Source organism: Enterococcus larvae (assembly GCF_017830045.1).
GTDB classification, from domain to species: Bacteria; Bacillota; Bacilli; order Lactobacillales; family Enterococcaceae; genus Enterococcus_L; species Enterococcus_L larvae.
Genome location: NZ_JAEDXU010000006.1, coordinates 235301 through 260312, shown reverse-complemented (window position 1 = coordinate 260312; position 25012 = coordinate 235301). Strand labels below are relative to the sequence as shown.

Genomic DNA, 25012 nt, shown 5'->3' with positions numbered 1-25012 from the left:
GTTACGCTCATAGTTGTTTGCTAGCATATTGCTTGCTTGTTAAATGTTTGTTGTTTTGAACGAATTCAAAACATCCTACACATTTGGTTTGTCTTACTTTGTTCAGTTTTCAAAGGTCTACTTGTTTGCCTTGCAGCAACTTTTATATCATATCAAAGTTCTGATTTGATGTCAACTCTTTTTTTGAAGAAGTTGAAGTTTTTTTCTGCTTAGCTGTTGTCGTTTTGTTTCATAACAACTTTTATATCTTATCAAGTTTCTTGTTATTTGTCAACAAGTTTTTTGTTGATAAAATAAGTTTTTTCTTTTGTTCAGCTGTTATTCTATTGTGCTGTTCAAAAGATGTTGTTCTGTCTTAGCGACATGTAATAATATACCAAGATTCTCTTCTCAGGTCAATCAAAATTTTGCATTTTTTTAAACTTTTTTTCATTACCGATTGTTTATTGTTATACATGTGTTTATCGTTCGCTTTTGAGGCTTTTCCCTACTATATTATATAGTTTTTGGTAATGTATTTAAAATTTCCGTAATATACACGACTTTTTATCCCTTTCTGCTTTTTTTTGTTAAAATGTTAGTGACGATAATAAAGATATGGAGGATATAACCCTTATGAAAATTTTAGTAGCAGATGATGACAAAGAGATTGTTGAGCTTTTAAGTATCTATATTCATAATGAAGGCTACGAGGTCGTAAAGGCCTACGATGGTAGAGAAGCACTTTCGAAGATCAGGACCATTCCGGACATCGATTTACTGGTGCTTGATATCATGATGCCGATCATGGATGGTATGCAGGTTGTTAAAGAATTGCGGAAGGAATCGCAAATTCCTATCATTATGCTGACAGCAAAAACAACCGACATGGATAAAATCAAAGGATTGGTTGCCGGTGCCGATGATTATGTGACGAAACCATTCAACCCACTAGAGGTAATGGCGCGTGTTAAATCGATTTTGCGCAGAAGCCAAATGCAGCTGAAAGTAAACGAACCAGATGTATTAGAGGTTGGTTCATTGATCATCAACAAAGACTCTCATGAAGTTAAGACAATCGACGATAAAGAAATCCAATTAACAGCTTTAGAATTCGGTATTCTTTATCTATTGGCAAGTCATCCGAATCGTGTGTTCAATGCTGATGAAATATTCGAGCGTGTCTGGCAGCAGGAGAGTGTTGTCTCAGCAAAAACCGTGATGGTCCACGTCAGCCATCTGCGTGATAAGATTGAAGAAGCAACCGGTGGAGAAAAGGTCATTCAAACAGTTTGGGGTGTGGGGTATAAAATTGATGCCCGCTAAGCAAAAGAAAATAGAGAAACAAAAGCGCATTGCTTTAACTTCTAAGGAAGTAAGTGAATTATTGGCCGAAGGAATTTTAACGGTTATTCTTTTACTTCTATTAAATGTTGCAATTATTGTGCTGGTTTATCAGTTCATTCAAGGTTCTCCCGCTTTAAGGAATATCATCTTTGGGACAAAGGGAGCTTTAGCAGATTATCTTGAGACAGATGTATTTTGGAGCTGGAGTAAATTTGTGATTCCGGTCTTTCTTATTATAGACTGCGGTGTGCTTTACTGGCGCTTGATTAGACGATACCATCAAATGCAGCTGCGCCATATCATCAGTGAGCTTCATTTTATTGCTGATGGTAATTATGATCATCGTATTCCTTTCGAATTAAGTGGGGATCTGGCAAAGGTTATTGCAAGTGTTAACGGTCTAGTGGACAGTACGATTGCTGCAATCGAAGATGAGCGACGGATCGAAAAATCAAAAGATGAGTTGATCACCAACGTCAGTCATGATATTCGAACCCCTCTCACCTCGATCATTGGTTATCTTGGCTTAATTGAGGACAGGCAATTTCACTCTCAGGAGGAACTACTTAAATACACTCATATTGCTTATGTAAAGGCTAAACAAATGAAACTGCTGGTTGATGACCTCTTTGAATACACCAAAGTGCGCCAGCCGGCTGTTCCGTTGAACGCCATTTCCTTTGACATGGCTCAACTGTTAGAACAGCTCGCTGTTGATTTCGAACTTGAAGCAAACAAGCGTGGTATGGAGATACTGGTGAAAACCACGCCCGATTCCATTCCTATGGAAGGCGATACTGAAAAGCTTGTCCGTGTTTTCAACAACCTTCTATCTAATGCATTGAAATACGGACAAGGCGGCAACAAAATCTTGATGGAGGCAAGCAAGGTCGGGACAGAGGTCGTTGTAGCTGTTCGCAATGATGGTCCGCAAATTCCGCAGAAGTCACTGGATCAATTATTCGATCGCTTCTATAGAGTAGAAGAATCAAGGTCACAGGAAACTGGCGGCACAGGTTTGGGGCTGGCGATTGCTCAAAGTATCATTGCTCTGCATGGCGGCTATATCTATGCAAAATCTGATACTGATTGGACATCTTTCATCATCCATTTGCCTATTCAAAGAAATGCCGCGTCTTCTAAGTAAGCATTGACATCTTAAAAGAAATTTTGTATGCTAAGTGAAAACAAAGAGAATTAGTATTTATAGCTCTGATTTCCAGAGAGTTTGCGGTGGTGTAAGCAAACAATCATCTATAAAGAATCCATCTCTTAACTTGTGTCTGATGAAATAAATCAGATCGGCAGCAGCCGTTATCTGCTTAATCAAGGGCAGCCGCTATGGCTGAACTTGGGTGGCAACGCGAAATCCTCGTCATTTCGTCCCAAGATTTTTTTCTGGGGATGGAGTGGCGTTTTTTTTATTTCAATTTATTATAGGAGGAACTGCAATGTTAGATGTAAAAATGATTCGTCAAAATTTTGATGATGTACAGCAAAAGTTAAAGACTCGTGGTGTAAAAGAAGAGGTTCTTGTAGAATTTATGCGCTTGGATGAAAGCCGCAGAGAGCTGCTTGTTAAATCAGAAGAACTGAAGAAATATAGAAATGATGTATCAAGCGAGATTGCTCAGCTAAAAAGAAACAAGGAAGATGCCACTGCGAAAATCAATGAGATGAAGGAAGTCGGCGGAAATATCAAGGCATTGGATACTGAAATCGCTGATACCGATGAACAGCTGAAGGCAATTGCTGCTGCGCTGCCAAACTTGCCTCATGCATCTGTTCCAGTAGGAGCAGGTGAAGAAGAGAATGTGGAGCTGCGTAAATGGAGCGAACCAAGGACCTTTGATTTCGAACCAAAGCCTCATTGGGAAGTAGCTGAAAACTTAGATATCCTTGACTTTGAGCGCGGTGCCAAGGTAACCGGCAGTCGTTTTGTCTACTATAAAGGAGTGGGTGCGCGCCTGGAGCGGGCATTATACAATTTCATGCTGGATCTGCATGTCTATGACCACGGCTATACAGAAATGATCCCTCCTTATATCGTTAACAGTAATTCTATGTTCGGTACAGGGCAATTTCCTAAATTCCGTGAAGACGGCTTCCAACTAGAGGATACTGACTTTACATTGATCCCTACAGCTGAAGTTCCTCTAACAAACTATTACAATGGCGAAATTCTAGATGGTAAAGAGCTGCCGATTTACTTCACTGCTCTAAGTCCTTCTTTCCGCTCAGAAGCTGGAAGTGCCGGCAGAGATACTCGCGGTTTGATTCGTCTGCATCAATTCAACAAGGTAGAGATGGTAAAATTCAGTGATCCTGCAAATTCTTATGAGGAACTGGAAAAAATGACTGCCAATGCTGAAGAAATTCTACAGAAGCTGAACCTTCCTTACCGAGTGATGGCGTTATCTACTGGCGATATGGGCTTCTCAGCTGCTAAAACATACGATTTGGAAGTTTGGATTCCTGCTCAAGATGTTTATCGCGAAATCAGCTCTTGCTCTAACTGTGAAGATTTCCAAGCACGTAGAGCGATGATTCGTTATAGAGATGAAGAAGATAAGGTCAACTACGTTCATACATTGAACGGATCAGGACTCGCTGTTGGACGGACAGTTGCTGCGATTCTTGAAAACTACCAGAATGAAGACGGCACGGTAACCGTTCCTGAAGTACTGATTCCTTATATGGGTGGTTTGAAGGTCATCGGTTAAGTTTTGACTTCTTGGTTTATAAAATATGAGCGACAGGCAGATCACTTTCGATCGCCTGTCCTTTTTATTTATCAGCACTTATTAATCCGTTCCTAATAACAGTATCAAAATCGATGCTCTACCTTGCTTTTCTATCGTGACTCCCTTACACTTTTAAGATAATATACACCTTACTATAGATAGCAAATATACTATATTTTCTAATAAAGGACTTGAGTGATATGGAGCCCAAAATAATATCACGGCTTTCTCGAAAAGAACGCCGAAAAAAAGAAAAGAAAAATAGACCCAATAAGCGGCAGACGCTGCTGCCTATTCTCGCTGTCTCTATAACAACAATAAGCATTTGCCTTCTCGGCTATTACTATCTCCAATCCGTAAACCAAAAAAGAGAAATACAAAAGGCCGCTGCTGCTGAAAAAGAGATTGAACAGGAGCTGCTGACTACTATAGACAAGCAACAAAAAAAGCTAGGTAATAAAGAAGTTGAAAATTCAGATGTGAATGACCATTTGCAAGAGCTGATCTACCTTCCGACAACAGCTCAGAGGCAAACTCTAACGGAAGATTTGGAAACCTTACTAACAGAGACAAGTCATCAAATAGAGAAAGGCACTCCAGCAAAATTAGTCGGCTATATCAAAAAAGAAGACCTGTTTGGAAAGATCGCTTCTTATTCCTCTGTTATTGAAGTCTATAAGAAAAAACAAGATCGTTGGGAAGCCGATTCTTCCGCGCAGGGAAAAAGCCATTACATGAATAAGGAAACAGCTGATTTCCCAAGTATGGCAGATATTTTTCAAAACCAGGATAATCTGACTGCCATTCAGCCGTTCATAAAACAGCAGCTGCTGGATGATTCCAAGGATCAAGCCGCAGTGATCGATCAAATTCTGAATTTTCCACAGGTAACGATGGAGCAAAAAATTCTGAGTTATTCTCCAGACAAAGTGGTTCTTTCACTTCCAAAAAATCAACTGAACATCGACCAGATCAGCGTGCCATTCTCAAATGTATTAGACTTTACAGATCAAGGATTTATCGATCCGACAATTATTACTGAACATACACCGCCGCCATTAGATCCAAATAAAAAATATATTTCTTTGACCTTTGACGACGGGCCGAACCCGATCACTACACCAAGGTTATTGGATATTTTAATGGAAAAGAATGTCAAAGCGACCTTTTTCATGCTCGGACAAAACGTTGTAAACAACCCTGATTTAGTTCGTCGTGTTGCGGCAGAAGGACATGTGATAGGCAGCCATTCTTACTCTCATCCTAATTTGACTGGACTGGACCCCGAATCTGTAAAAAGCCAAGTTCAGGAAACAGATAAAGCAATTGCCGCTGCTACAGGAAAAATTCCTACAGATTTCCGACCGCCCTATGGTGCTGTGAACAAAGATGCAGCTGAAATCATCGGCAGACCAATCATTCAATGGTCGGTTGATTCCGAGGACTGGAAAACCAAAAATACAGAAAAAATCATCAAACGTGTCATGAAAACCAGCTACAACAACTCGATCATCCTGATGCATGATATCTACCCGGAAACAATCAATGCTGTGTCTCAAATCATCGATGCTTTACGCAACGAAGGATATGACATCATTCTTGCTGATGATTTGATAACAGAAAAGCAGGCACCTCTGCACATGTACTACGGAAACAAATCTGAACAGGTCATCCAATAAAACAAGCGGCTGAGAGTTTATCAAAATACTCTCAGCCGCTTATTGTTTTATTTTATTGCTCTACAGAATAGTTTGGTGCTTCTTTCGTGATTTGAACATCATGAGGATGGGATTCTTTCAATCCGTTTCCACTCATTTGAACAAACTGCGCTTCATCACGCAGCTGCTTCAAGTTTGCTGAACCTACATAACCCATACCTGATTTCAAACCGCCAATCATTTGGAAGATGATGTCCGCTGCACTACCTTTGTAGGCTACGCGACCTTCGATTCCTTCCGGAACCAGTTTGTTGGCTTCGTTGACGCCGCCTTGGAAATAACGATCGCTTGATCCTTTTTCCATTGCGCCAAGAGAACCCATGCCACGGTATGTTTTGAAGCGACGACCTTGATAGATTTCAAATTCGCCTGGTGATTCATCTGTCCCTGCCAACATACTTCCAAGCATTACTGCATGTCCGCCGGCCGCAAGAGCTTTTACGATATCTCCGGAATATTTGATTCCGCCATCAGCGATGATTGCCTTGCCGTATTCACGGGCAACTGAAGCAGCGTCATAGATTGCTGTCAGCTGAGGAACACCTACACCTGCAACCACACGAGTTGTACAGATAGAACCAGGACCGATACCCACCTTCACTACATCGACACCTACGTCATATAATGCACGAGCACCTTCTCCTGTAGCGATATTTCCGGCAATCAATGTTGCTTCCGGGAATGTATCACGGATTTCTTTGATTTTACGAATCACACCAGCACTGTGACCATGTGCTGTATCGATCACGATTGCATCTGCACCTGCTTCAAGCAATGCTTCCGCACGTTCGAAGGTGTCACTTGTCACACCTACTGCAGCTGCAACCAATAAACGACCATGCTCATCCTTAGCAGCATTAGGGAATTCAATTACTTTTTCAATATCCTTGATGGTGATCAGTCCGCTCAAGCGACCTGCTTCATCAACGATCGGTAATTTTTCAATTTTATGTTTTTGCAGAATTTTTTCTGCATCTTTCAGAGAAGTACCAACTGGGGCAGTAACTAAGTTATTTTTTGTCATGACATCTTCGATTCTTATTTGATAGTCAGTAACAAAACGCATATCACGGTTTGTGATGATCCCTACTAATTTACGATTTTCCATCGTTTCAACGATCGGCACACCGCTGATTCGATATCTACTCATCAATGCTTCTGCATCAGCAACCGGACTTGCCGGCGTCAGGAAAAACGGATCTAAGATAACACCGCTCTCTGAACGTTTTACTTTGCGGACTTCATCCGCCTGCTGTGCAACACTCATATTTTTATGGATGACACCTAATCCACCTTGACGCGCCATTGCGATTGCCATTTTGCTGTCTGTTACGGTATCCATACTTGCACTGATCAAAGGAATATTCAATTTGATATTTTTGGCTAGCTGAACACTCATATCCACTTCATTTGGCAGAACGTGACTTTCAGCCGGAATCAGTAAAACATCATCAAAAGTTAGACCTTTTTTCGCAAATTTCGTTTCCCAGTTAGACATTGCCTGAACCACTCCTCTATTTTAATTTTATTTATGAAAATAACAGATAATAAGGGATAAGTCAACCGCATTTTCTCGTTTATGAAATATTTCCGCAAATTTTCCATAACATGAGTTATTTCTAATTGTTCTATCAGTAAATTGATAGAATAGACGAAGGCTGCCGATGTCTCTTGCCCGTTTCCCTGTAATTGAATACCTTGAATGTGAAGTGAAAGTAATCCGCTAAGATTGCAAAAACTGCGATTGTTTAGAAAAAGACCTGAGTCAGGAATACTCCTCGCTCAGGTCATACGTTTTATTATCTTGCCAGACTGCTTTGCATATTGTATTTCTTTTTCAGGAAATAACGAGCCAGCAGCACAGCTCCTCCGATAACAATAATGATCATCGGATCTAGTACAGGATTGATACTCGCTGGTAATAAAGCCGATCCAGCAAATGCAATCAACCATAAGAACATGGCACCAACCATAATCGCACCTGACTTCAAAAAGCCTGGGCGTTGTGATTTATTCGCTCCCGGTCTGTCATATTGATAAACATATTTATACATCAGATAAAGAACATATCCCCCGACTGTTCCTCCCGCTATCAATGTAATCAGTCCCAATTGCTGGGTATTGTTTTTAAACAGCAGACTGGTAGCCGACATCATGATCGCTAATGCTCCGGTCAAAAGCATTGCATTATCCAGCCACATCAAAAATGGTGTTGCCTCTTCCTTTTCTGCTGGTTTATTCAAGATAGCTTCTGTACGTTCTGAGACAGTTCCAAAAAGTTGACGGGCGGTTTTACCGCTTTTTTGCTCCTCTACCATCACTGGTAGGATTTCATGCAAAGCCAAAGTTTGTTCTTGTTCTGAAAGATTAGCCGCATTCATTGATTTTTTCAAGTCAAAGATATACTGCTCATTTCTTTTCGTCAAATTCTTTTCCAGCTCACGATTTTCAGCAACGATTTCCTGCAGTTTTTCCAGTTCCATTTCCTTGTGCCCCCTAAGCCTGCTGTCGCAGAACAAACTTTATCTATATAAATCCTGTGAACCATCCTATCCGCCAACAGCGACCTTTGTCCCTGCGTAAGCAAAGGAATGATTCTCAGCATCGCTTCTTCCATAGGATTTATATATGAATCGCACCAAAAATTCACTGCACGAGAAGAGACTGTCCTCCTCCGTGTAAACAATAGCGATTCGTTTCCTTATTGTCTGTTTAACAAAATTTATATACATGCGTATTTTATCATACTCTCGATAGAGAAAAACCGTTTTCTTTGAAATAATTATACATTGAAACGGAAAAGCATCACATCGCCATCCTGAACAATATAGTCTTTTCCTTCCAAACGTACTTTTCCAGCTTCCTTTGCCGCCTGCATATTACCGTACGTACTAAGGTCTTCATAAGATACGGTTTCCGCTCGGATGAAGCCGCGCTCAAAGTCTGTATGGATGATTCCTGCTGCCTGAGGTGCCTTGATTCCCTTACGGAACGTCCACGCACGAACCTCCTGCTCACCGGCAGTAAAGTATGTCGCAAGACCCAACAGATCATATGCGGCACGAATCAATTGGTCCAGACCTGAAACTTCGATACCCAACGCTTCTAAAAATTCTGCTTTATCTTCTTCATCCAATTCTGCGATTTCTTCTTCTGCTCTTGCACAAACAACAATTACTTCTGCATTTTCATTCGCTGCAAAATCACGAACCTGTTGTACATACTTATTGTTGTCTGAATCAGAAACTTCATCCTCAGAAACATTTGCTACATATAAAATCGGCTTCGTTGTCAGCAAGAACAGGCTTCTCACGATTTTCTTCTCTTCATCGTCAAAATCGATCGTTCTTGCAGAAAGACCTTCCTCTAAAACCGGTTTGATTTTATCTAAGACTGCCAACTCGGCTAAGGCTTCCTTATCCTTTGTTTTAGCTATTTTTGCTACACGTGTATGGCGCTTAGTGACAGCATCCAGGTCAGCCAAAACCAGCTCAAGATTGATGGTATCGATATCAGCCAAAGGATCGACTCTTCCCTCAACGTGCGTAATATTTTCATCATCGAAACAGCGAACCACATGACAGATTGCATCAACTTGGCGGATATGACTTAGAAATTGATTCCCCAACCCTTCGCCTTTACTTGCACCCTTTACGATCCCTGCGATATCTGTGAATTCAAAGGTCGTCGGAACCGTCTTTTTCGGTTTTACCAATTCGGTCAAGCGCTGCAGCCGATCATCGGGAACCTCCACCATTCCAACATTCGGATCGATCGTTGCAAACGGATAGTTTGCAGCTTCTGCTCCTGCTTTTGTGATTGCGTTAAAAAGAGTAGATTTCCCTACGTTGGGTAAACCTACGATACCAGCTGTTAATGCCATGTCTGTTCACTCTTCCTTTATTCATTCTATAGTATGAGGCTGCGCCATTCTCAGCATCGAACAACATCCCCTGCTTGATTAGGCACAGGATAAACCATTCAACCTCATTTGTCTTTTTATTCAGGTTATGCTTTTTTTTCTAAAACTTTTTTCAGTTTTTTCTCAAAATCTCGACGGGTCATCATGACGATATGCTGACAGTTCAAACATCTGACTTTTATATCAGCGCCCATACGAATAATTTCCCACCGATTTGTCTGGCAGGCATGCGGCTTTTTCATTTCAACGATGTCTCCTAGATCATACATAGTCTAACTTCCCTTTCTGAAATTCTGCTTCTATTTATAAGGCATCTGCCATTTTTATAAGAGAAAAAAGCAGATAAGCCTACAATACCATTTTTTTTCCCAAGTAGCAAAATCTATTTTCTCGTTTCTTTATTTTTTTTGTTAATAATCCAGCTGTTTTAATCGAAGTAAAACAGTCTCTGTACTTATTTTTTTTATATAATATAATTGCGTGATTGTTCTTCGCATCTTCTTCTCTTCTTTTGAAAGGTGTTCATTCATCTCAAACAATCGAATAAACAGGTATTCAATGATCATCTGCATACCACCGCTGCCTAAGTCTGCGCCCATTCGTTCCGTGTCGCTCAGCTGTCCCTTATGCAACTCGTAAATTTCTGCTGCTAATGGCCCTGTGATCAAAATCTCATCTGTTTTTTTCTTCAACCGATTCAGCAGCTCTTCTTTTGTTTCGATCTCTTCTATGGTGGAAAGCTTCTTTGTTTTCAACATCCCCGCCTCTTTCTGCTCTAGAGCAAAGCTGTGCAGCAATACCGCATTTTCTAAGGAGCCTTTGTGAAAATCTGCCTGACCATTACGCAGTTTCCCAATCATTTGACGGGAAATACCTGTAGCAGTTGAGATCTTATAACTGCTGACAGAAGAATCCAGCAGCTCTTCAATCAGCTTGGTGTCCACTTTCATGGCTTCCCTCCTTCTCAAAATCATTATAGCGTAAAACACAAATTACGTAAATTGTATTTTACTAATTTAAGAAAATCTGATTGTTCTATAAACAAAGAGCGTTTGAATCTTGCGATTACGCAGATCCAAACACTCCTATTATTAAATCATCAACGAATTACAGTCCGAACTCGTTTTCTTTCCTTTTCTTTAAAACATATGCTGCTTGTGCAACTAAGATCATTCCAGCTGCTGCTGCAACCATATTTTCTTTCTCTCCAGTTTCCGGAAGAGATTTTTTATCATTGATAGGTTTAATTTCCGGTTTTACATCTACGATTGGAGTTACAGGTTGTACCTGAGATGGCTGATACGGCAATGGATCACTAATTACAGGTTCAGCATATACCAAGACCATGTGTTGATCTGTTTCACCCATCGTTACTGTAATTGGCAGATCTGCTTCTGAAAACGGTGCACCATTCATACTGATCAAGTTCAATCCTGAGAATGACGCAGGTGTAAATTCGTATACTTCGCCAAATTTACCAGTATATGTTTCATCTGCAATCAATTGGTTTCCTGCTTCATCCAAATAAGTAACCGTTAATGTTGTTTCAATACGAGTATAGACAACATCAATCACCTGCAATGTATCTGTCAGTGTTCCTGTAACAGTACCGCCACTGTAAGTATATCCTGGAATCACTGGAGGATCATAGCTGTACGTATCTCCAACTTCGCCACCCAACATAACGCTTGGTGCGCCGGCTACTGGATTTCCTGCTTCATCAACAAAATTGATTTGTGCATCACCTGATGCATTGAACGCTCTCATGGTAACAGTGAAGTTTGTTGTTGCTGCTGTTACAGGACCAACTAAGTAAGGGTTGAGATCAGCATCCAATTCCACAAAAAAGCCTGAATCAACAGGAGTATCTACAACAAAGTAACCATTTGTCGGAAGAGCAATCACTGCAGTCGTTCCTTCTTCTTGGTTGATAGGTACAGTGCTGATTACTGCATTTGTTGTTTCATCAACAAATGTTACTGTAAAGCTCACTAATGCTCGTGCAGACATCTTCGAAACTTCTTCTGAAGCCTCAGGTGCCTCTTCTACTGCTTCTGTACTTTCCGCTGTTTCTTCAGATGTATCTGTCTCTTCAGTCACAGCTTCTTCTGTTGCTTCTGTTGTTTCCTCTGTCGCTTCTGGTACTTCTTCTGAAGCCTCAGGTGTTGGAACAGTAGGCAATTCTTCTGAGCTACTCTCTGTCGATGGCTCCTCAAACACTACTGTGTCACCGGTTGGAGTAGTTTCTTCTGCGAATACTTGTTGGGTATTCAGCATAATCGGACAACACAAAGATAACAACGCAACATAAACTTTTTTCTTCATTCAACTTTCCTCCCTTTTTTTGATACAATTTAATTTTAACATAACAAACGTTTTGTTCAAGTCGTTTTTCTAAGCCATCATTGAAAAACCTAGATTTACATACATTCTGTTCCTGTTTGTAAGTATTTTTTCATAATAATAATTCTTTCAAAAACCACATTACAATCATCATTAAATAACAAAAAAATAACGCGGATTAAATAAATAATCCGCATCATCTGCACTTAATATCACTCTTCATCAAATTGTATATTCAATATGTCAAGTATTCTTGTTAGGTCAGACTCAGACAAATACTCGATTTCGATCTTCCCTTTTCCTTCTTTTTCCTGAATAACTACTGTCGTACCAAATTTATCCATCAAACGGTCTTCGCTCTCACGAATATAGTAAGGTTTTTCTTTTGCTGCTTTTTTTACTTTTTTCACCGCTTTTTTGCCTTCATCTTCATTGATCTCCGTAACCAACTGCTCCAATTGACGAACCGTCAATCCTTCTTTTACGGCACGATTAGCTAAGGAAAGGATGGTCTTCTTGTCCTTCAACCCTAATAGCGTTCTTGCCTGTCCCATCGACAGCGTTTCCTGCTGGACCATCTCCTTGACTAGACTTGGCAAGGTCAACAGTCGCAGGTAATTAGCAATGTACGGACGACTTTTTCCTAATCGTTCTGCTACCTCTGCCTGTGTCAGCTTCAGATTTTTCATCAGCATATCATAGGCTTCCGCTTCCTCCAAAGCATTCAAATCTTCCCTTTGCAGATTTTCCAATACCGCAATCTGCATCATCGCTTCCTCGTCGAACTCTCTGACGATTGCAGGAATAGTTTCCTTCTCCGCAAGCTTGGAAGCTCGGAAGCGTCGTTCACCGGCAATGATTTCATAGCCTTTTACAGAGGACTTACGAACGATGATCGGCTGGAAAACCCCAGACTGCTTGATTGAGTCTGCTAATTCGCCAAGAGAACTTTCATCAAATGTTTTTCTGGGCTGATAAGGATTCGGACGAAGCTCATTCAGAGGAATTTCGATAACTTCCTCTTTTTTTACGTCTACCTCTTCCAAACTGGCAAAATCCTGAAATAATGCATCAATTCCACGTCCCAGACCTTTTCCTTTACTCATTACCCAACACTTCCTTTGCTAGAGATAGGTAGACTTCTGCACCGCGTGAACGCGGGTCGTAATCAATGATCGATAACCCGTGACTCGGCGCTTCTGATAATCGGACATTTCGCGGGATGATTGTGTCATATACCTTTTCACGGAAATATTTACGAACCTCTTCCACTACTTCTGCCCCTAGATTTGTACGAGCATCATACATCGTCAGCAATACGCCTTCGATTTTCAAATCCGGATTAAAATGCTTTTGCACCAATCGGATCGTATTCAACAGCTGGCTCAGCCCTTCCAATGCATAGTACTCACATTGTACCGGGATCAAAATAGAGTCGCTGGATGTAAATGCGTTGATCGTCAAATGTCCTAAAGACGGCGGGCAATCGATAAGAATAAAATCATACTCATCCTGTACCTCTTCCAAAGCCGACTTAAGTCTGGATTCTCTGGCAATCATTGAGGTCAGCTCGATTTCCGCTCCGGCCAACTGGATTGTTGCAGGAACAATATCAAGATTCTCTCTCGTCGTTTTCAGGATCACTTCTTTTAGTGACTCTTCATTTACCAGTACATCATAAACATCATGTGCAACATCCGGCTTGCGTACTCCTACACCACTTGTCGCATTTCCCTGAGCATCAATATCGACCAACAATACCTTTTTTCCGTAGTAAGCAAGACACGCACCTAAATTTACTGTCGTCGTGGTTTTACCTACTCCGCCTTTTTGGTTTGCTACAGAAATGATTCGTACCATGTAATTTGTTCCTCCATCTTATTTGATCGGCTGTTTGTTTGGTAATCCTGGTTTTCTTGGGTATTTTTTAGGTGTTTCCTTTTTCTTCTGTATCCTAACGATATGTCGTTCATCGTGTGTGATCGGTAATTCGAAGGAGCGTTCCTGCTCGAATTTCCCACCTAAAACAGCGATCGCTTTTTTTGCTTCAAGGATCTCTTCTTCACTCTTTGCCGCTTTCAACGCCAGAAAGTAACCATCCTTTTTGACTAATGGCAGGCATAGCTCTGACAGGACATTCAAGCGTGCCACCGCACGAGCTGTCACGTAATCAAATGCTGCTCTAAACTCTGCTTTCTGACCAAATGTCTCTGCACGGTCATGATACAGTGCTACACCAGTCAATGATAATTCTTCTATTAAATGAGTTAAAAACTTAATACGTTTATTCAATGAATCCACGATCGTCACCTCTAAATCAGGGAAAACAATCTTTAATGGTATACTTGGAAACCCTGCACCGGAACCAACATCACAGATTTTTTTACCGGATGAAAAGTCCTCAAAAAGAGCTAGAGAAACCGAATCATAGAAATGCTTCAAGTAAACTTCCTTCTTTTCCGTAATAGCTGTCAGGTTCATCTTTTCATTCCATTCGACCAACACTTCATAGTATCGCTCGAACTGCTGCATCTGCTGATCAGACAGAACAATTCCTTTTTCTGCCAAAAGCAGCTTAAATTCTTCTGGTGTCATAGTAATCCTTCCTATCGTGAAACACTAAATTGTTTCACAGTTTACTTCCTTTACTTTAACGTAAATACCTCATTCATGCAATGGTTTTGGTAATATTTAACAGGTTTCTTAATTTGGTTTTGACAGCTATAGCCATGGCTAATCGGGATTGAGTGCCTTTTAAAATCACATGACTTATAAATACTCCAACAATTGCACAGCAAGTATCTCTCTTTCTTGATTGATGGATAAATGATGCAACCGTTCTTTTTAAACAGCGGGAGATGAAAATGAGTATGGGTAATACAGCACCTGAAAGTCCTCAAGAATGACAGGGAGATTGAAAAATAAGAATACAGTACCAAGCTCTCTTGAAAACCAGCCCTTACATTAGCCAGATTATTAAAAAAACAAGCAAAGTCAGCACATGGCCAACCTTGCTTGGTGTTCTAGTTTTATAACTTATCCCAACTGCATATCCACATGAGGGATATCGTCTTCCAGATAGACATCGGAAATCACTTCAAAGCCGAACTTCTTATAAAATGCGGTCGCATATTCCTGTGCTCCTAAAACAATTGGGCGTCCTGGGTAGTTTTCCTGTACTGCCTCAAGGGTCTTATTCATCAGCAGCTCTCCGTGACCGGCACCTCTGTACTTTTTGACAGTCAGCACTCTTCCAATGTGAACAGCATCTGATTCATTGATGATTCGTGTATAGCCGACAAATTCCGAGTCATCCTCCAGCCAAGTATGCAGCGCTTGTTCATCCAGCTCATCAACTTCCTGATAGGCGCATTCCTGTTCAACAACGAATACTGCTACTCGTTCCTTCATGATCTCCAACAGCTCTGCTGAGGTCAGCTCAGCCAGTGTTTTTACCTTATACTCCATCACTACCATCCTTTCGTCTTTTGTTCACTCACATCTATACTTCTCTATTTTCTTCAAATTACAGTCGATCTCATACAGAAATGGACTGCTGTATACATAAACAATGTCGTAATACAGTGCTGCCTTGATCTCAGAAAGATGGGCCAAAAGCCGCCAGATATAAGATTCATCTTCCCAGAAAACAAAAATGAATAGATTATTCTCGTTAAACAGCGTATAGTTGCCGCTTTGCAGCTTCTTCAGCTTATTGTCGTAAGCTTCTGTCAGGTTGAACAGACTGTCCCAATTAGCCAGAGAAATTCCGACACGTTTGATCGTCCCATCCGGCAAGGTCAACGTCATCCTGATTGTGTCTGTACCATATTCTTTTTTTAAGCGATCAACCATTTCGTGTTCACTTTGAGAAGATGTATAGCTTTCTCCCAACGCATGCAGTACACCTTCTTTTAATGATTGCGTTACCTCTACACCGATACTTTTCAACGGATTTTGAATATCCGGTTTATCCACAAGTGCTGCTTCTTTATACTTTTCAGGAAAAACGATTTGCAAAATCTCCAACGCTCTACGTTCATCTGGCCGCTCCATCACTTTTATGTATCCTCTCCGTCCAATTTTTACTATTATACTATATTCTTACGCTATTGATCGTGATCTTTTCTACTTATATAGATTTTGCAACAGGTTTTATACAGGAGAAATAGTCTTTGCCTTCAGTATAAATAAAGGAATTACTAATGTAGCTCCATTTTTCACAGAATTTATTTGTCTCAGACTTTGTACTGATTTTTCTAAATTTTCTTGTATTCTCATATACTGTGTTATACACTGTACTGTGTGAGGTGCATGTATGAATATCAATGACTGGAAATCTCAAGTAAAAAGAGGAACACTGGAGCTTTGTATATTGTCATTACTCTCAAAAAGAGACTATTACGGCTATGAACTGATCGAAGTGCTGAGCAGCTGGGATATGATTGCGACAAATGAGAACACGATGTATCCGTTACTCCGTCGTTTGACAAAAGAGGGTTATCTGGAAGGCTACTGGCAGGAAAATAATGACCTGCCTCGAAGAAAATATTACCGAATCACTGATTCCGGTGTACAGTATTTGATTGAAATGACTGTTTTATGGAAAACGCTGACCAAGGCCGTCAGTGATATTCAGGATCATAAGGAGGAATTATAATGAATGAAAAAGTGACACATTACTTGCAGCAGCTGAATAAACATTTGAACCGCCTAGACACACAGGAAAGAGTCGATATTCTTGAAGAAGTAGAGAGTCATATTTTTGAAGCCGTCAGCAATGGTGCTTCTGTAGATCATGTTTTGCAGGCTCTTGGCAATCCTAAAAAATTAGCAGATTCTTACACAAATGAAGCATTATTAAAAAATGGCTCCTTCAATTTGAGCAGTATGGCACAATTGATGAAATTCTACTTCATCACAGGTTTCTCCGGCATGTTCATCATTCCGGTTGTTGGGATTCTGTCCATAGCATTTTATTTCAGCTCCTTTGTCGTGATTGCCGCAGGTGTAATCAAAACCGTAGGATTGTTCTTTGGCTATTCACTGCCGATCACCGTTATGAATTTTGGTTTTTGGCAGGCACCCGATTTTATGACATTACCGATTTGCCTAGTTTTCGGCCTTCTATTTTACGTCGGCAGTAGAAAAATGTGGCATTGGTTGAAAGATTACCTGCTTTCAATATCAGTCGCACACCGAAAACTTAAAAGCACAAATTAAAGAAGAAAAGCGAAGCAGACTTGGTCAGCTCCCGAACAATAAAACGAAACTGGCACATGGTGCTCTTTACCATGAGACATGTTTTGAATTATTGTTGAGAGGAGCTAGTCTGTGTAGCTAGACAAGAAGAAAAGCGAAGCGAATCGGGAGCTCACGAGCGATATAGGGAACTGACTCAGTGATTCCCTATATCGCTGAAGACAGGTCATCTTATCATCGATTGAGCTGATTCATGCAGTTTCCTATATCAGAAAAAAATAATGTACCGAAAGCATTCTTTAATTAAGAATGCTTTCGGTACATTTGCTTTTTAACGATTTTTTGTTTCGAATAGTGGGCTGACCGGTTTGTTTTCGTGGATACGTTTGATCGCATCCCCAATCAATTCGCCAACACTGACTTCGTCGATCTTTTCGATTTTTCGATCATCTGATAAATAGATAGAATCGGTCACAACCAAACGTTTGATTGCTGATTCTTCAATACGCTCCAAAGCCGGACCTGAAAGAACAGGGTGTGTACAAGAAGCATAAACTTCTTTTGCTCCCGCTTCCTGCAAGGCATTGGCAGCCAATGAAATCGTACCTGCTGTATCGATCATGTCATCAATCAGTACACAGATTTTTCCTTCTACCTGACCAATGATATTCATGACTTCTGCTACGTTCGCTTTTGGACGACGTTTGTCGATGATCGCGATTGGAGACTTCAGATATTCAGCCAGTTTACGAGCACGAGTCACTCCACCATGGTCTGGAGATACGACAACTACATCGTCCCCTTGAATCCCATGATCCATAAAGTAATCCGCAATCAGAGGAGCACCCATTAAGTGATCCACCGGAATATCAAAGAATCCTTGAATCTGCACAGCATGCAGGTCTAATGTCAACATTCTTGTTACGCCAGCTTTTTCAAGCATGTTCGCAACTAATTTTGCAGTGATCGGCTCACGAGCACGAGCTTTACGATCTTGACGCGCATAACCGTAATAAGGCATCACTACGTTGATTGTTTTAGCACTTGCACGTTTCAATGCATCCACCATAATCAACAGTTCCATCAAATTGTCGTTCACAGGACTGCTAGTTGACTGAATCAAGTAAACGTGAGAACCACGGATACTTTCTTCGATGTTGATTTGAATCTCGCCATCACTGAACTGACTGACAGATGATTTTCCTAATTCCACACCAACAGCTTTCGCAATTTTCTCTGCTAACGGACGATTTGAGTTAAGAGCAAAGATTTTCAATCTTGGATCAAAATAATGTTTTGACATTGGGACCTCCACTTTCTATTACTGAACAATTGCTTCCTTATAAATAGTAGTCATTTTTCTAAAATAAATCAAGTGATTTTCCTATAGAAGCCCATTTTGTTTAACAATTATCCGTCTTTAAACCGTTTTACCTCTTTTGTTTGATTTTTGTCTAATTATTATGCTTTTCCGTTACTCTTTTAAAGACCTTTTAGACATTTGACAGGGAGTGTCCAATTTCCAATGGGTATCATTTGCACGAAATTCAGGAAGCTCCGATAATGAGGATAGTAACAAAACTGGAAAGGATGATTGATATGTATCGAAGTAATGGAAATTATGAAGCATTCGCACGTCCTAAAAAGCCGGAAGGCGTAGAAAATAAATCGGCCTATCTGGTCGGTGCTGGACTGGCTTCCTTGTCTGCAGCTGCTTTTCTAGTCAGAGACGGGCAAATGAAGGGGGAAAACATTCATATTTTAGAAGAACTGCCAATTTCAGGCGGGAGCTTAGATGGTATTTTGAACCCAACAAGAGGGTTCATTATCCGCGGCGGTCGTGAAATGGAAAATCATTTTGAATGTCTCTGGGACTTATTCCGTTCTGTTCCGTCCCTTGAAGTCGAAGATGCATCTGTTTTAGATGAATTTTACTGGCTTAATAAAGAAGATCCAAACTCTTCAAAATGCCGGGCAATCGAAAATCGCGGCGAACGTATTCCAACAGATGGAAAATTCACCTTGTCTGATGCTTCCTCTGAAGAAATGGTCAAACTGTTTTTGACTGCTGAAGATCAATTACAAGATAAGAAAATCACTGATGTTTTTTCGGAAGAATTCTTCGAATCTAATTTCTGGCTGTACTGGTCTTCTATGTTTGCCTTTGAAAAATGGCATAGCGCAATGGAGATGCGTCGGTATATCATGCGTTTTATTCATCATATCGATGGCCTGCCTGACCTTTCTGCCTTGAAATTTACTAAATACAATCAATATGAATCCTTGGTGCTTCCATTGGTCAACTACTTGGAAGATCACAACGTTCACTTCCAATATGACACCGTTGTGAAAAATGTGCTGACAGATTCCAGTAATGGAAAAATCGTTGCCCGCACAATGGTTCTTGAAGTCGGCGGCAAGGAACAACAGGTAGATTTGACTGAAAATGATCTGGTCTTTATCACAAACGGCAGTATCACAGAAAGTACGACTTATGGAGATAACGATCATCCAGCTCCTGTAAATCACGATCTGGGCGGCAGCTGGTCTCTATGGAAAAATATGGCAGCGCAAAATCCAGCCTTCGGAAAACCGGAAAAATTCTGTGAAAACCTACCTGAAGAAAGCTGGTTCGTTTCCGCAACAACGACAACATTAGATGATAAAGTCGCACCTTATATCGAAAAAATCAGCAAACGTGACCCTTATGCCGGAAAAGTAGTAACCGGCGGTATCGTCACAGTTAAAGATTCCAACTGGATGCTGAGTTACACATTGAATCGTCAGCCTCATTTCAAAGCACAGCCAAAAGATCAGCTAGTCGTTTGGATTTATGGTCTGCTTTCAAATAAACCCGGCAACTTCATCAAGAAGAGCATTACTGAATGTACCGGAAGTGAAATTGCACAAGAATGGCTGTATCATATGGGGGTTCCTGTAGAAGAAATTGCTGATTTGGCTAACAATTCCTGTAACACCATTCCTTGTTACATGCCATATATCACTTCTTATTTCATGGCACGCAGGGAAGGGGATCGTCCATTAGTCATTCCTGAAGGCTCACAAAATTTAGCCTTCATTGGCAACTTCAGCGAAACAGAAAGAGATACCGTCTTCACAACAGAATATTCTGTTCGTACAGCAATGGAAGCTGTTTACAGCTTATTGAATGTTGATCGCGGAGTACCGGAAGTCTTTGCCTCTGCTTATGACATCCGCACTCTACTGAAATCTACAGGACGATTACTGGATGGAAAAAAATTAAAAGATATCCGTGTACCGTGGCTGATCAAGCTCCTTGAGAAAAAAGGCTTGGAAAAGGCACAGGGAACCATGATCATTGAATTACTAAAGGATGCAGACCTGCTGTAGACAATACAAGTTCTACATTATCGGAAATACCACACAAGAATAAAAAAGGCTGAGCCAAAAGTGGGATGCTCTGAGAATTAAGAAGAATCATACGAAAATAGATTTTCATATTTTCAGTATGATTCGGCTTAATTCCGAAAGAGCAGCTTTTGGCTCGCCGTTTATTTGTGTTTAGAGTGTAAGACAATTTCTATTTTGATTATTGGCCTACGATCTTTTGCTATTTAGAAGCATCGTTGATCTTTTTTTCGTATCGAAGTTAAACTACTGAGACAACCCTTCGTGAATCTTTTCAAGGTTCCATTTCATCATCGTGTAATAGCTGTCCCCATCGTCGCCCTTCTCTGCTACTGAATCTGTAAATATCTTGCTATAGATCGGCAGACCAGTTTCTTTCGATAGCCGTTCCATACTGCGGGCATCGACTGAAGTCTCTACAAACAGAGAAGAAATATCCGAGGATTTCACCGTATCGATGATTGCTTTCATTTGTTCCGGTGTTCCCTGACTCTCCGTGTTGATTTCCCAAATGTAGGCTGCTGTCAGGCCATAAGCCTTTGAAAAGTATTTAAAGGCTCCTTCGCTTGTTACCAGTAATCGCTTATCTTCAGGAATATCCGCAAATTCTGCTTTCGCTGTTTGATCCAACTCACTCAGCTTTTCTGTATAAGCCTTGCTATTTTCCAGATATTTTTCCCCATTGTCAGGGTCCTTTTCGGCAAATATTCGGGCGATTTCCTCACTATAGGCAATCCCATTAGAGATATCCAACCATGCATGAGGATCTTCAGTATGACTACTTTCCTGACCAGATAAATACATCGGTGTCACTGTTCGACTGACTGCAAAATAGTCTGTATCCTCTATCTTGCCTGCTGTTTCCATTAGTTTCTCAAACCAGCCGTTGCCGGTTTCCAGATTCAGCCCATTGTAGAGTACTACATCTGCTTCACTTGCCTTTTGAATGTCCTGAGGCAGCGGTTCATATTCATGAGGATCTGTTCCCACAGGGACGATACTATGAAGATCGATCAAGTCTCCACCGATCTCCTTTGCCATATCTGCAATGATGGAATTTGTGGCAACAACTTGCAGCTGTTCACCTGAATTATTTTCTGCAGATGATCCTGTTTCTGATTTTCCTGAACCACACGCTGCCAGCAAAGCCAAGCCTGCGGCAGCGATTAAAAATAAACTGATTTTACGCTTCATGTTGTTTACTCCTCCTTAAGTCAAAAATAAGTCCTTTCGTTGGTGAAAATAGAAAAGCTAAAATGAAAAATGCAGCAGCGGCCAACACAATTGTTGCCCCTGACGGAAGGTTGTAGCTGTAGCTGAAGAATAGTCCGATTACCGCACTCAACAGCCCAAACAGACTGGCAAGACCAATCATCTTGGACAAGCTGTTCGTCAGCTGATAGGCCGTTGCTGCTGGTGTGATCAGCATAGCAATCACTAAAATCGTACCGACAGTTTGCAGAGAAGTCACGGCAACCAATGTCAGTAAAAACATCAGCATATAATTGATCCCTGTTACGTTCATTCCATACGAGCGAGCAATCACAGGATCAAAGGATGTCAGCTTCAACTCTTTGTAGAATAAAAATACAAGGGTCAAAACAATGATGCCGACAATTGCCGTCAATAACATGTCAGAATCACGGACAGCCAACACATTGCCGAACAGGATATGATACAGATCCGTCGAGCTTCGTGCAAAGGAAATCAAGATGATCCCTAAGGCGAAAAACGAGCTGAAAACGATCCCGATCGCTGTGTCATTTTTTAATTTACTGTTTTTGGTCACAAAGCCGATCAACCCAGCTGAAACGAGACCGAATAATGTAGCACCAATGATATAACTGGTCCCCATCATATACGACATGGCTACCCCAGGAAGCACCGCATGGGAAATCGCATCCCCCATCAAGGACATTCCTCGCAGGATAATAAAGGAACCAATCACACCGGCAACGATTCCTACGATTGCCGAAGTGAATAAAGCATTTTGTAGAAACTGATATTTTACCAGTCCTTCAATAAATTCACCGATCATTCTTTCTCTCCCCCAGTCTAATCATCTCTGTGATTTCTTCGCCGTATCCCTTTTGCAGATTCTCAGCAGTAAATGTCTGGGACACTTCACCGTAAGCAATCAGCTCCTTGTTCAACAAAACCAACTCATCGAAATAATCACGAACCTTATGCAGATCATGATGGACAATGACAATCGATTTTCCCTCGTTTCGAAGCTGCTTCAACAAATCGATGATCGTTCGCTCACTGGAAGCATCAATACCGACAAATGGTTCATCCAGAAAAAACCAATCCGCCTCCTGTGCCAATGCTCTAGCTAAAAATACCCGCTGCAGCTGACCTCCGGATAACTCTCCGATTTGTCTTTTAGCAAAATCAGTCAGTCCAACCTTTTCAAGACAACGCCAAGCCAGTTCTTTTTCTTTCTTTCCCGGTCTGCGAATCAGCCCAACTTTAGGATATGTCCCTAAAAGCACGACACCAAAAACATCGATTGGAAAAGATAGGTCAGCATTTTGCCGTTGCTCAACATAAGCAAAACGACGTTGATTACTCTTCAAGGGCTCATCCAAATAGGTAATACTGCCGTTGCTCTTTGGAATCAAGCCCAAAGCAGCCTTCATCAAGGTCGACTTTCCAGCGCCGTTCGGACCAACGATCCCTGTCAGCTTATTCGCTGATAAAACTAAATCAACAGATTGAATTGCAGGCTTTCCTTGATATGCTACGGAAAGATTTTCTATGAATACATTATTGTTCATTCTTAAACACCTCGTTTTAGGTAAAATATTATTTATTTTTAGGTTTGCCTAACTTTTTAATAAATTATACCTTAATAAACTGAAATGTCAAAGTATTTGGTATAAAAATAGAGCATGAAATCGATATATTAGATTTCATGCTCTATGAGTACAGCTATTAAATTTAGCGGATTAATCAAGAAAAAGATTTACAATAACAGTGATTTTACTGTATTTCCATAAAGATGTTCCTTTAAATTTTATTCATTCGTTTCTTTCGGTCATTCATCACAGCTAAAGCCGTTCCACTGGATAAAATACCCAGAGATAGCAACATCGCTCCATCCTCTTCCCCAGTCTTCGGTAATTCTCCAACTGGTTTCTGACCACTGTCTCCTGTCGGCTTAACAACAACAGGATCTGTGATTGTTACTTCAATTTTTTCATAAGCCAATATGGATGGAAATGCTACTTCTGTTCCCTCTGGAAAGCTGGCAGCTACAGCTGCAATTGTTTGGTCAGATGGAATGTGAGCAACAAAAAGCGTTGTTGTACCTGCCTTTTGGGCGATCCAGTTTCCTTGTTCGTCAACAGTAATGATATCAGACGTATCTGCATCCGGATAAAAAGAACCGCCTTTATTTTCAATTCCTTCTATCGGATTCGCATTCAGCTTACCGGTATCTCCCACTAAAGCAGTGATAGACTGGGTATCAAATCCTGTATTAAGATCGATTGAACGTATTTGCTTTTCCGCTGTTACTTCCACTTCGACAATCTGAGCAATCGCCGTTTTTATAAGCTCTTTATCTGGGTGTTTCTCTTGAATTTCTTTTCGTGTTTCCTCTGAGAGTTCAAAATCCAAGACAAATGTCGTCTTCCCGGCAGATAGTGCTGTCCATTTACCTGATTCTTCTACCTTGATAATCGATTCATCATGACCATGGGCCTTGAAAGTCCCTTTGATCTCGGATACACCGCCAATTGGTGCTACGGTGATCTGACCTGTTCCGTTTACCTCTGTAGTAATTTTACTCACATCAAAGGTCGGTGTAATATCTATTGTCTCTAAATCCGTCGTTGTTATATCTTCAGCTGATGCAATCGTTACTTTTAAAATCTGTGCTTCCTCTGCAATGGTCAGCTCTTGATTCGGATACAGCTCCTTGATTTGCTTCAACTCTTTATCAGAGAAAGTAAAGGTCACTTCGAGCTCTGTTTCACCAGCTTCCAGTGCTTCCCATTTCCCAGCCTCATCAATAGTTAAAATCTTTTCATCCTTTATAGAAATATCCATCAAGTTCTCTATCTGAACATCTTCGCCAAAATCAAGTATATCGATTGTCAACTGACCTTTTTCACCAACAACAGCAATAATGTCCGTTTCATCGATTTCAGGAGTGATGGCCAACTTTGCATTTTTTTCACGCTTGGAAAGCTCTTTGCTTTCTGTCGTTTTCTTCTCTCCTGTACTACTTGTCGTTTGTGCTGACACAGGAGATATTGTTGCCCAGCTTACCCCTGTAATTAGTGCTATACCCAACAATTTGATGCCCCAACTTTTTCTTTTCATTTACTTCCCTCCCATTTTTATAATCTTATTTTAAC

Annotated in this window: 23 protein-coding genes and 1 other annotated feature; of the genes, 7 read left to right on the top strand and 16 right to left on the bottom strand. The window is 40.8% G+C overall.

The window, feature by feature from the left end; genetic code table 11:
* The first annotated feature begins 615 nt into the window (after nucleotides 1–615).
* The 4 genes from croR (at nucleotide 616) to I6N96_RS13065 (ending at nucleotide 5749) form a co-directional block, all read left to right on the top strand.
* Entirely contained in the window at nucleotides 616–1305 is a 690-nt protein-coding gene (gene croR, locus I6N96_RS13080) for a response regulator transcription factor CroR (protein WP_209557983.1), read from the top strand.
* A complete protein-coding gene (locus I6N96_RS13075; protein WP_209557998.1) occupies nucleotides 1295–2473 on the top strand; it encodes a sensor histidine kinase in 1179 nt (392 codons plus the stop codon). The genes croR and I6N96_RS13075 overlap by 11 nt, the downstream gene beginning before the upstream one ends.
* Nucleotides 2474–2510: 37 nt before the next feature.
* Nucleotides 2511–2717 (top strand) — a binding site (T-box leader).
* A 60-nt stretch (nucleotides 2718–2777) separates the two neighbouring features.
* Nucleotides 2778–4049 (top strand): serine--tRNA ligase, encoded by a 1272-nt coding sequence (gene serS / locus I6N96_RS13070; protein ID WP_209557982.1) that lies wholly within the window; start codon nucleotides 2778–2780, stop codon nucleotides 4047–4049.
* Nucleotides 4050–4270: 221 nt separating this feature from the next.
* On the top strand, nucleotides 4271–5749 hold the full coding sequence (locus tag I6N96_RS13065; protein WP_209557981.1) for a polysaccharide deacetylase family protein: 1479 nt from the start codon (nucleotides 4271–4273) through the stop codon (nucleotides 5747–5749).
* 52 nt (nucleotides 5750–5801) lie between these two features.
* On the opposite strand, the gene guaB is transcribed toward I6N96_RS13065, so the two are convergent.
* The 11 genes from guaB to I6N96_RS13010 all read right to left on the bottom strand — a co-directional run bounded on the left by guaB (nucleotide 5802) and on the right by I6N96_RS13010 (nucleotide 16109).
* Nucleotides 5802–7286, bottom strand: coding sequence for an IMP dehydrogenase (guaB, locus tag I6N96_RS13060; protein WP_209557980.1), 1485 nt, complete (start codon nucleotides 7284–7286; stop codon nucleotides 5802–5804).
* 301 nt (nucleotides 7287–7587) lie between these two features.
* Nucleotides 7588–8271 (bottom strand): DUF1129 domain-containing protein, encoded by a 684-nt coding sequence (locus tag I6N96_RS13055; protein ID WP_209557979.1) that lies wholly within the window; start codon nucleotides 8269–8271, stop codon nucleotides 7588–7590.
* Between the two features lie 299 nt (nucleotides 8272–8570).
* A complete protein-coding gene (gene ychF / locus I6N96_RS13050; RefSeq protein ID WP_209557978.1) occupies nucleotides 8571–9671 on the bottom strand; it encodes a redox-regulated ATPase YchF in 1101 nt (366 codons plus the stop codon).
* Nucleotides 9672–9796: 125 nt separating this feature from the next.
* A complete protein-coding gene (locus I6N96_RS13045) occupies nucleotides 9797–9979 on the bottom strand; it encodes a DUF951 domain-containing protein (RefSeq protein ID WP_209557977.1) in 183 nt (60 codons plus the stop codon).
* 141 nt (nucleotides 9980–10120) lie between these two features.
* Nucleotides 10121–10660 carry a hypothetical protein gene (locus I6N96_RS19770; RefSeq protein WP_245186964.1) on the bottom strand — a complete coding sequence of 180 codons (540 nt, stop codon included), beginning with the start codon at nucleotides 10658–10660 and terminating at the stop codon, nucleotides 10121–10123.
* Between the two features lie 157 nt (nucleotides 10661–10817).
* Complete coding sequence (locus I6N96_RS13035; RefSeq protein ID WP_209557976.1) at nucleotides 10818–12035, bottom strand: MucBP domain-containing protein; 1218 nt, start codon at nucleotides 12033–12035, stop codon at nucleotides 10818–10820.
* Nucleotides 12036–12265: 230 nt separating this feature from the next.
* Nucleotides 12266–13159: a ParB/RepB/Spo0J family partition protein gene (locus I6N96_RS13030; protein ID WP_209557975.1), complete on the bottom strand. Its 894-nt coding sequence runs from the start codon at nucleotides 13157–13159 to the stop codon at nucleotides 12266–12268.
* A complete protein-coding gene (locus I6N96_RS13025; RefSeq protein ID WP_209557974.1) occupies nucleotides 13152–13913 on the bottom strand; it encodes a ParA family protein in 762 nt (253 codons plus the stop codon). The genes I6N96_RS13030 and I6N96_RS13025 overlap by 8 nt, the downstream gene beginning before the upstream one ends.
* Before the next feature lie 18 nt (nucleotides 13914–13931).
* Nucleotides 13932–14648, bottom strand: coding sequence for a 16S rRNA (guanine(527)-N(7))-methyltransferase RsmG (gene rsmG, locus I6N96_RS13020; RefSeq protein WP_209557973.1), 717 nt, complete (start codon nucleotides 14646–14648; stop codon nucleotides 13932–13934).
* A gap of 441 nt (nucleotides 14649–15089) precedes the next feature.
* Entirely contained in the window at nucleotides 15090–15521 is a 432-nt protein-coding gene (locus I6N96_RS13015; protein ID WP_209557972.1) for a GNAT family N-acetyltransferase, read from the bottom strand.
* 24 nt (nucleotides 15522–15545) lie between these two features.
* Complete coding sequence (locus I6N96_RS13010) at nucleotides 15546–16109, bottom strand: hypothetical protein (protein ID WP_245186963.1); 564 nt, start codon at nucleotides 16107–16109, stop codon at nucleotides 15546–15548.
* Nucleotides 16110–16371: 262 nt separating this feature from the next.
* On the opposite strand from I6N96_RS13010, the gene I6N96_RS13005 reads away from it, so the two are divergent.
* A complete protein-coding gene (locus I6N96_RS13005; RefSeq protein WP_209557971.1) occupies nucleotides 16372–16713 on the top strand; it encodes a PadR family transcriptional regulator in 342 nt (113 codons plus the stop codon).
* Nucleotides 16713–17276 (top strand): DUF1700 domain-containing protein, encoded by a 564-nt coding sequence (locus tag I6N96_RS13000; protein ID WP_209557970.1) that lies wholly within the window; start codon nucleotides 16713–16715, stop codon nucleotides 17274–17276. Before I6N96_RS13005 ends, I6N96_RS13000 begins: the two co-directional genes overlap by 1 nt.
* A 310-nt stretch (nucleotides 17277–17586) precedes the next feature.
* Here the strand turns inward: I6N96_RS13000 and I6N96_RS12995 are convergent, their stop codons facing one another.
* Nucleotides 17587–18558, bottom strand: a complete 972-nt coding sequence (locus I6N96_RS12995; protein ID WP_209557969.1) for a ribose-phosphate diphosphokinase — start codon at nucleotides 18556–18558, stop codon at nucleotides 17587–17589.
* A gap of 296 nt (nucleotides 18559–18854) precedes the next feature.
* Here I6N96_RS12995 and I6N96_RS12990 point away from each other — a divergent pair, with 296 nt between their 5' ends.
* Entirely contained in the window at nucleotides 18855–20627 is a 1773-nt protein-coding gene (locus tag I6N96_RS12990) for an oleate hydratase (protein ID WP_209557995.1), read from the top strand.
* Nucleotides 20628–20891: 264 nt separating this feature from the next.
* Here the strand turns inward: I6N96_RS12990 and efaA are convergent, their stop codons facing one another.
* The 4 genes from efaA to I6N96_RS12970 all read right to left on the bottom strand — a co-directional run bounded on the left by efaA (nucleotide 20892) and on the right by I6N96_RS12970 (nucleotide 24977).
* On the bottom strand, nucleotides 20892–21839 hold the full coding sequence (gene efaA / locus I6N96_RS12985; RefSeq protein WP_209557968.1) for an Mn/Fe ABC transporter substrate-binding lipoprotein EfaA: 948 nt from the start codon (nucleotides 21837–21839) through the stop codon (nucleotides 20892–20894).
* Nucleotides 21829–22683, bottom strand: a complete 855-nt coding sequence (locus I6N96_RS12980; RefSeq protein WP_209557967.1) for a metal ABC transporter permease — start codon at nucleotides 22681–22683, stop codon at nucleotides 21829–21831. Before I6N96_RS12980 ends, efaA begins: the two co-directional genes overlap by 11 nt.
* The gene (locus I6N96_RS12975) at nucleotides 22673–23425 is read right to left on the bottom strand and encodes a metal ABC transporter ATP-binding protein (protein WP_209557966.1); all 753 of its coding nucleotides are present in this window, start codon (nucleotides 23423–23425) and stop codon (nucleotides 22673–22675) included. Before I6N96_RS12975 ends, I6N96_RS12980 begins: the two co-directional genes overlap by 11 nt.
* Before the next feature lie 232 nt (nucleotides 23426–23657).
* Nucleotides 23658–24977, bottom strand: coding sequence for an LPXTG cell wall anchor domain-containing protein (locus tag I6N96_RS12970; protein WP_209557965.1), 1320 nt, complete (start codon nucleotides 24975–24977; stop codon nucleotides 23658–23660).
* Nucleotides 24978–25012 lie beyond the last annotated feature (35 nt).

Bases quoted from the DNA above. Each gene is read 5' to 3' on its own strand.
- croR (WP_209557983.1), top strand. From the start codon at position 616: ATGAAAATTTTAGTAGCAGATGATGACAAAGAGATTGTTGAGCTTTTA.
- I6N96_RS13075 (WP_209557998.1), top strand. From the start codon at position 1,295: ATGCCCGCTAAGCAAAAGAAAATAGAGAAACAAAAGCGCATTGCTTTA.
- serS (WP_209557982.1), top strand. From the start codon at position 2,778: ATGTTAGATGTAAAAATGATTCGTCAAAATTTTGATGATGTACAGCAA.
- I6N96_RS13065 (WP_209557981.1), top strand. From the start codon at position 4,271: ATGGAGCCCAAAATAATATCACGGCTTTCTCGAAAAGAACGCCGAAAA.
- guaB (WP_209557980.1), bottom strand. From the start codon at position 7,286: ATGTCTAACTGGGAAACGAAATTTGCGAAAAAAGGTCTAACTTTTGAT.
- I6N96_RS13055 (WP_209557979.1), bottom strand. From the start codon at position 8,271: ATGGAACTGGAAAAACTGCAGGAAATCGTTGCTGAAAATCGTGAGCTG.
- ychF (WP_209557978.1), bottom strand. From the start codon at position 9,671: ATGGCATTAACAGCTGGTATCGTAGGTTTACCCAACGTAGGGAAATCT.
- I6N96_RS13045 (WP_209557977.1), bottom strand. From the start codon at position 9,979: ATGTATGATCTAGGAGACATCGTTGAAATGAAAAAGCCGCATGCCTGC.
- I6N96_RS19770 (WP_245186964.1), bottom strand. From the start codon at position 10,660: ATGAAAGTGGACACCAAGCTGATTGAAGAGCTGCTGGATTCTTCTGTC.
- I6N96_RS13035 (WP_209557976.1), bottom strand. From the start codon at position 12,035: ATGAAGAAAAAAGTTTATGTTGCGTTGTTATCTTTGTGTTGTCCGATT.
- I6N96_RS13030 (WP_209557975.1), bottom strand. From the start codon at position 13,159: ATGAGTAAAGGAAAAGGTCTGGGACGTGGAATTGATGCATTATTTCAG.
- I6N96_RS13025 (WP_209557974.1), bottom strand. From the start codon at position 13,913: ATGGTACGAATCATTTCTGTAGCAAACCAAAAAGGCGGAGTAGGTAAA.
- rsmG (WP_209557973.1), bottom strand. From the start codon at position 14,648: ATGACACCAGAAGAATTTAAGCTGCTTTTGGCAGAAAAAGGAATTGTT.
- I6N96_RS13015 (WP_209557972.1), bottom strand. From the start codon at position 15,521: ATGGAGTATAAGGTAAAAACACTGGCTGAGCTGACCTCAGCAGAGCTG.
- I6N96_RS13010 (WP_245186963.1), bottom strand. From the start codon at position 16,109: ATGGAGCGGCCAGATGAACGTAGAGCGTTGGAGATTTTGCAAATCGTT.
- I6N96_RS13005 (WP_209557971.1), top strand. From the start codon at position 16,372: ATGAATATCAATGACTGGAAATCTCAAGTAAAAAGAGGAACACTGGAG.
- I6N96_RS13000 (WP_209557970.1), top strand. From the start codon at position 16,713: ATGAATGAAAAAGTGACACATTACTTGCAGCAGCTGAATAAACATTTG.
- I6N96_RS12995 (WP_209557969.1), bottom strand. From the start codon at position 18,558: ATGTCAAAACATTATTTTGATCCAAGATTGAAAATCTTTGCTCTTAAC.
- I6N96_RS12990 (WP_209557995.1), top strand. From the start codon at position 18,855: ATGTATCGAAGTAATGGAAATTATGAAGCATTCGCACGTCCTAAAAAG.
- efaA (WP_209557968.1), bottom strand. From the start codon at position 21,839: ATGAAGCGTAAAATCAGTTTATTTTTAATCGCTGCCGCAGGCTTGGCT.
- I6N96_RS12980 (WP_209557967.1), bottom strand. From the start codon at position 22,683: ATGATCGGTGAATTTATTGAAGGACTGGTAAAATATCAGTTTCTACAA.
- I6N96_RS12975 (WP_209557966.1), bottom strand. From the start codon at position 23,425: ATGAACAATAATGTATTCATAGAAAATCTTTCCGTAGCATATCAAGGA.
- I6N96_RS12970 (WP_209557965.1), bottom strand. From the start codon at position 24,977: ATGAAAAGAAAAAGTTGGGGCATCAAATTGTTGGGTATAGCACTAATT.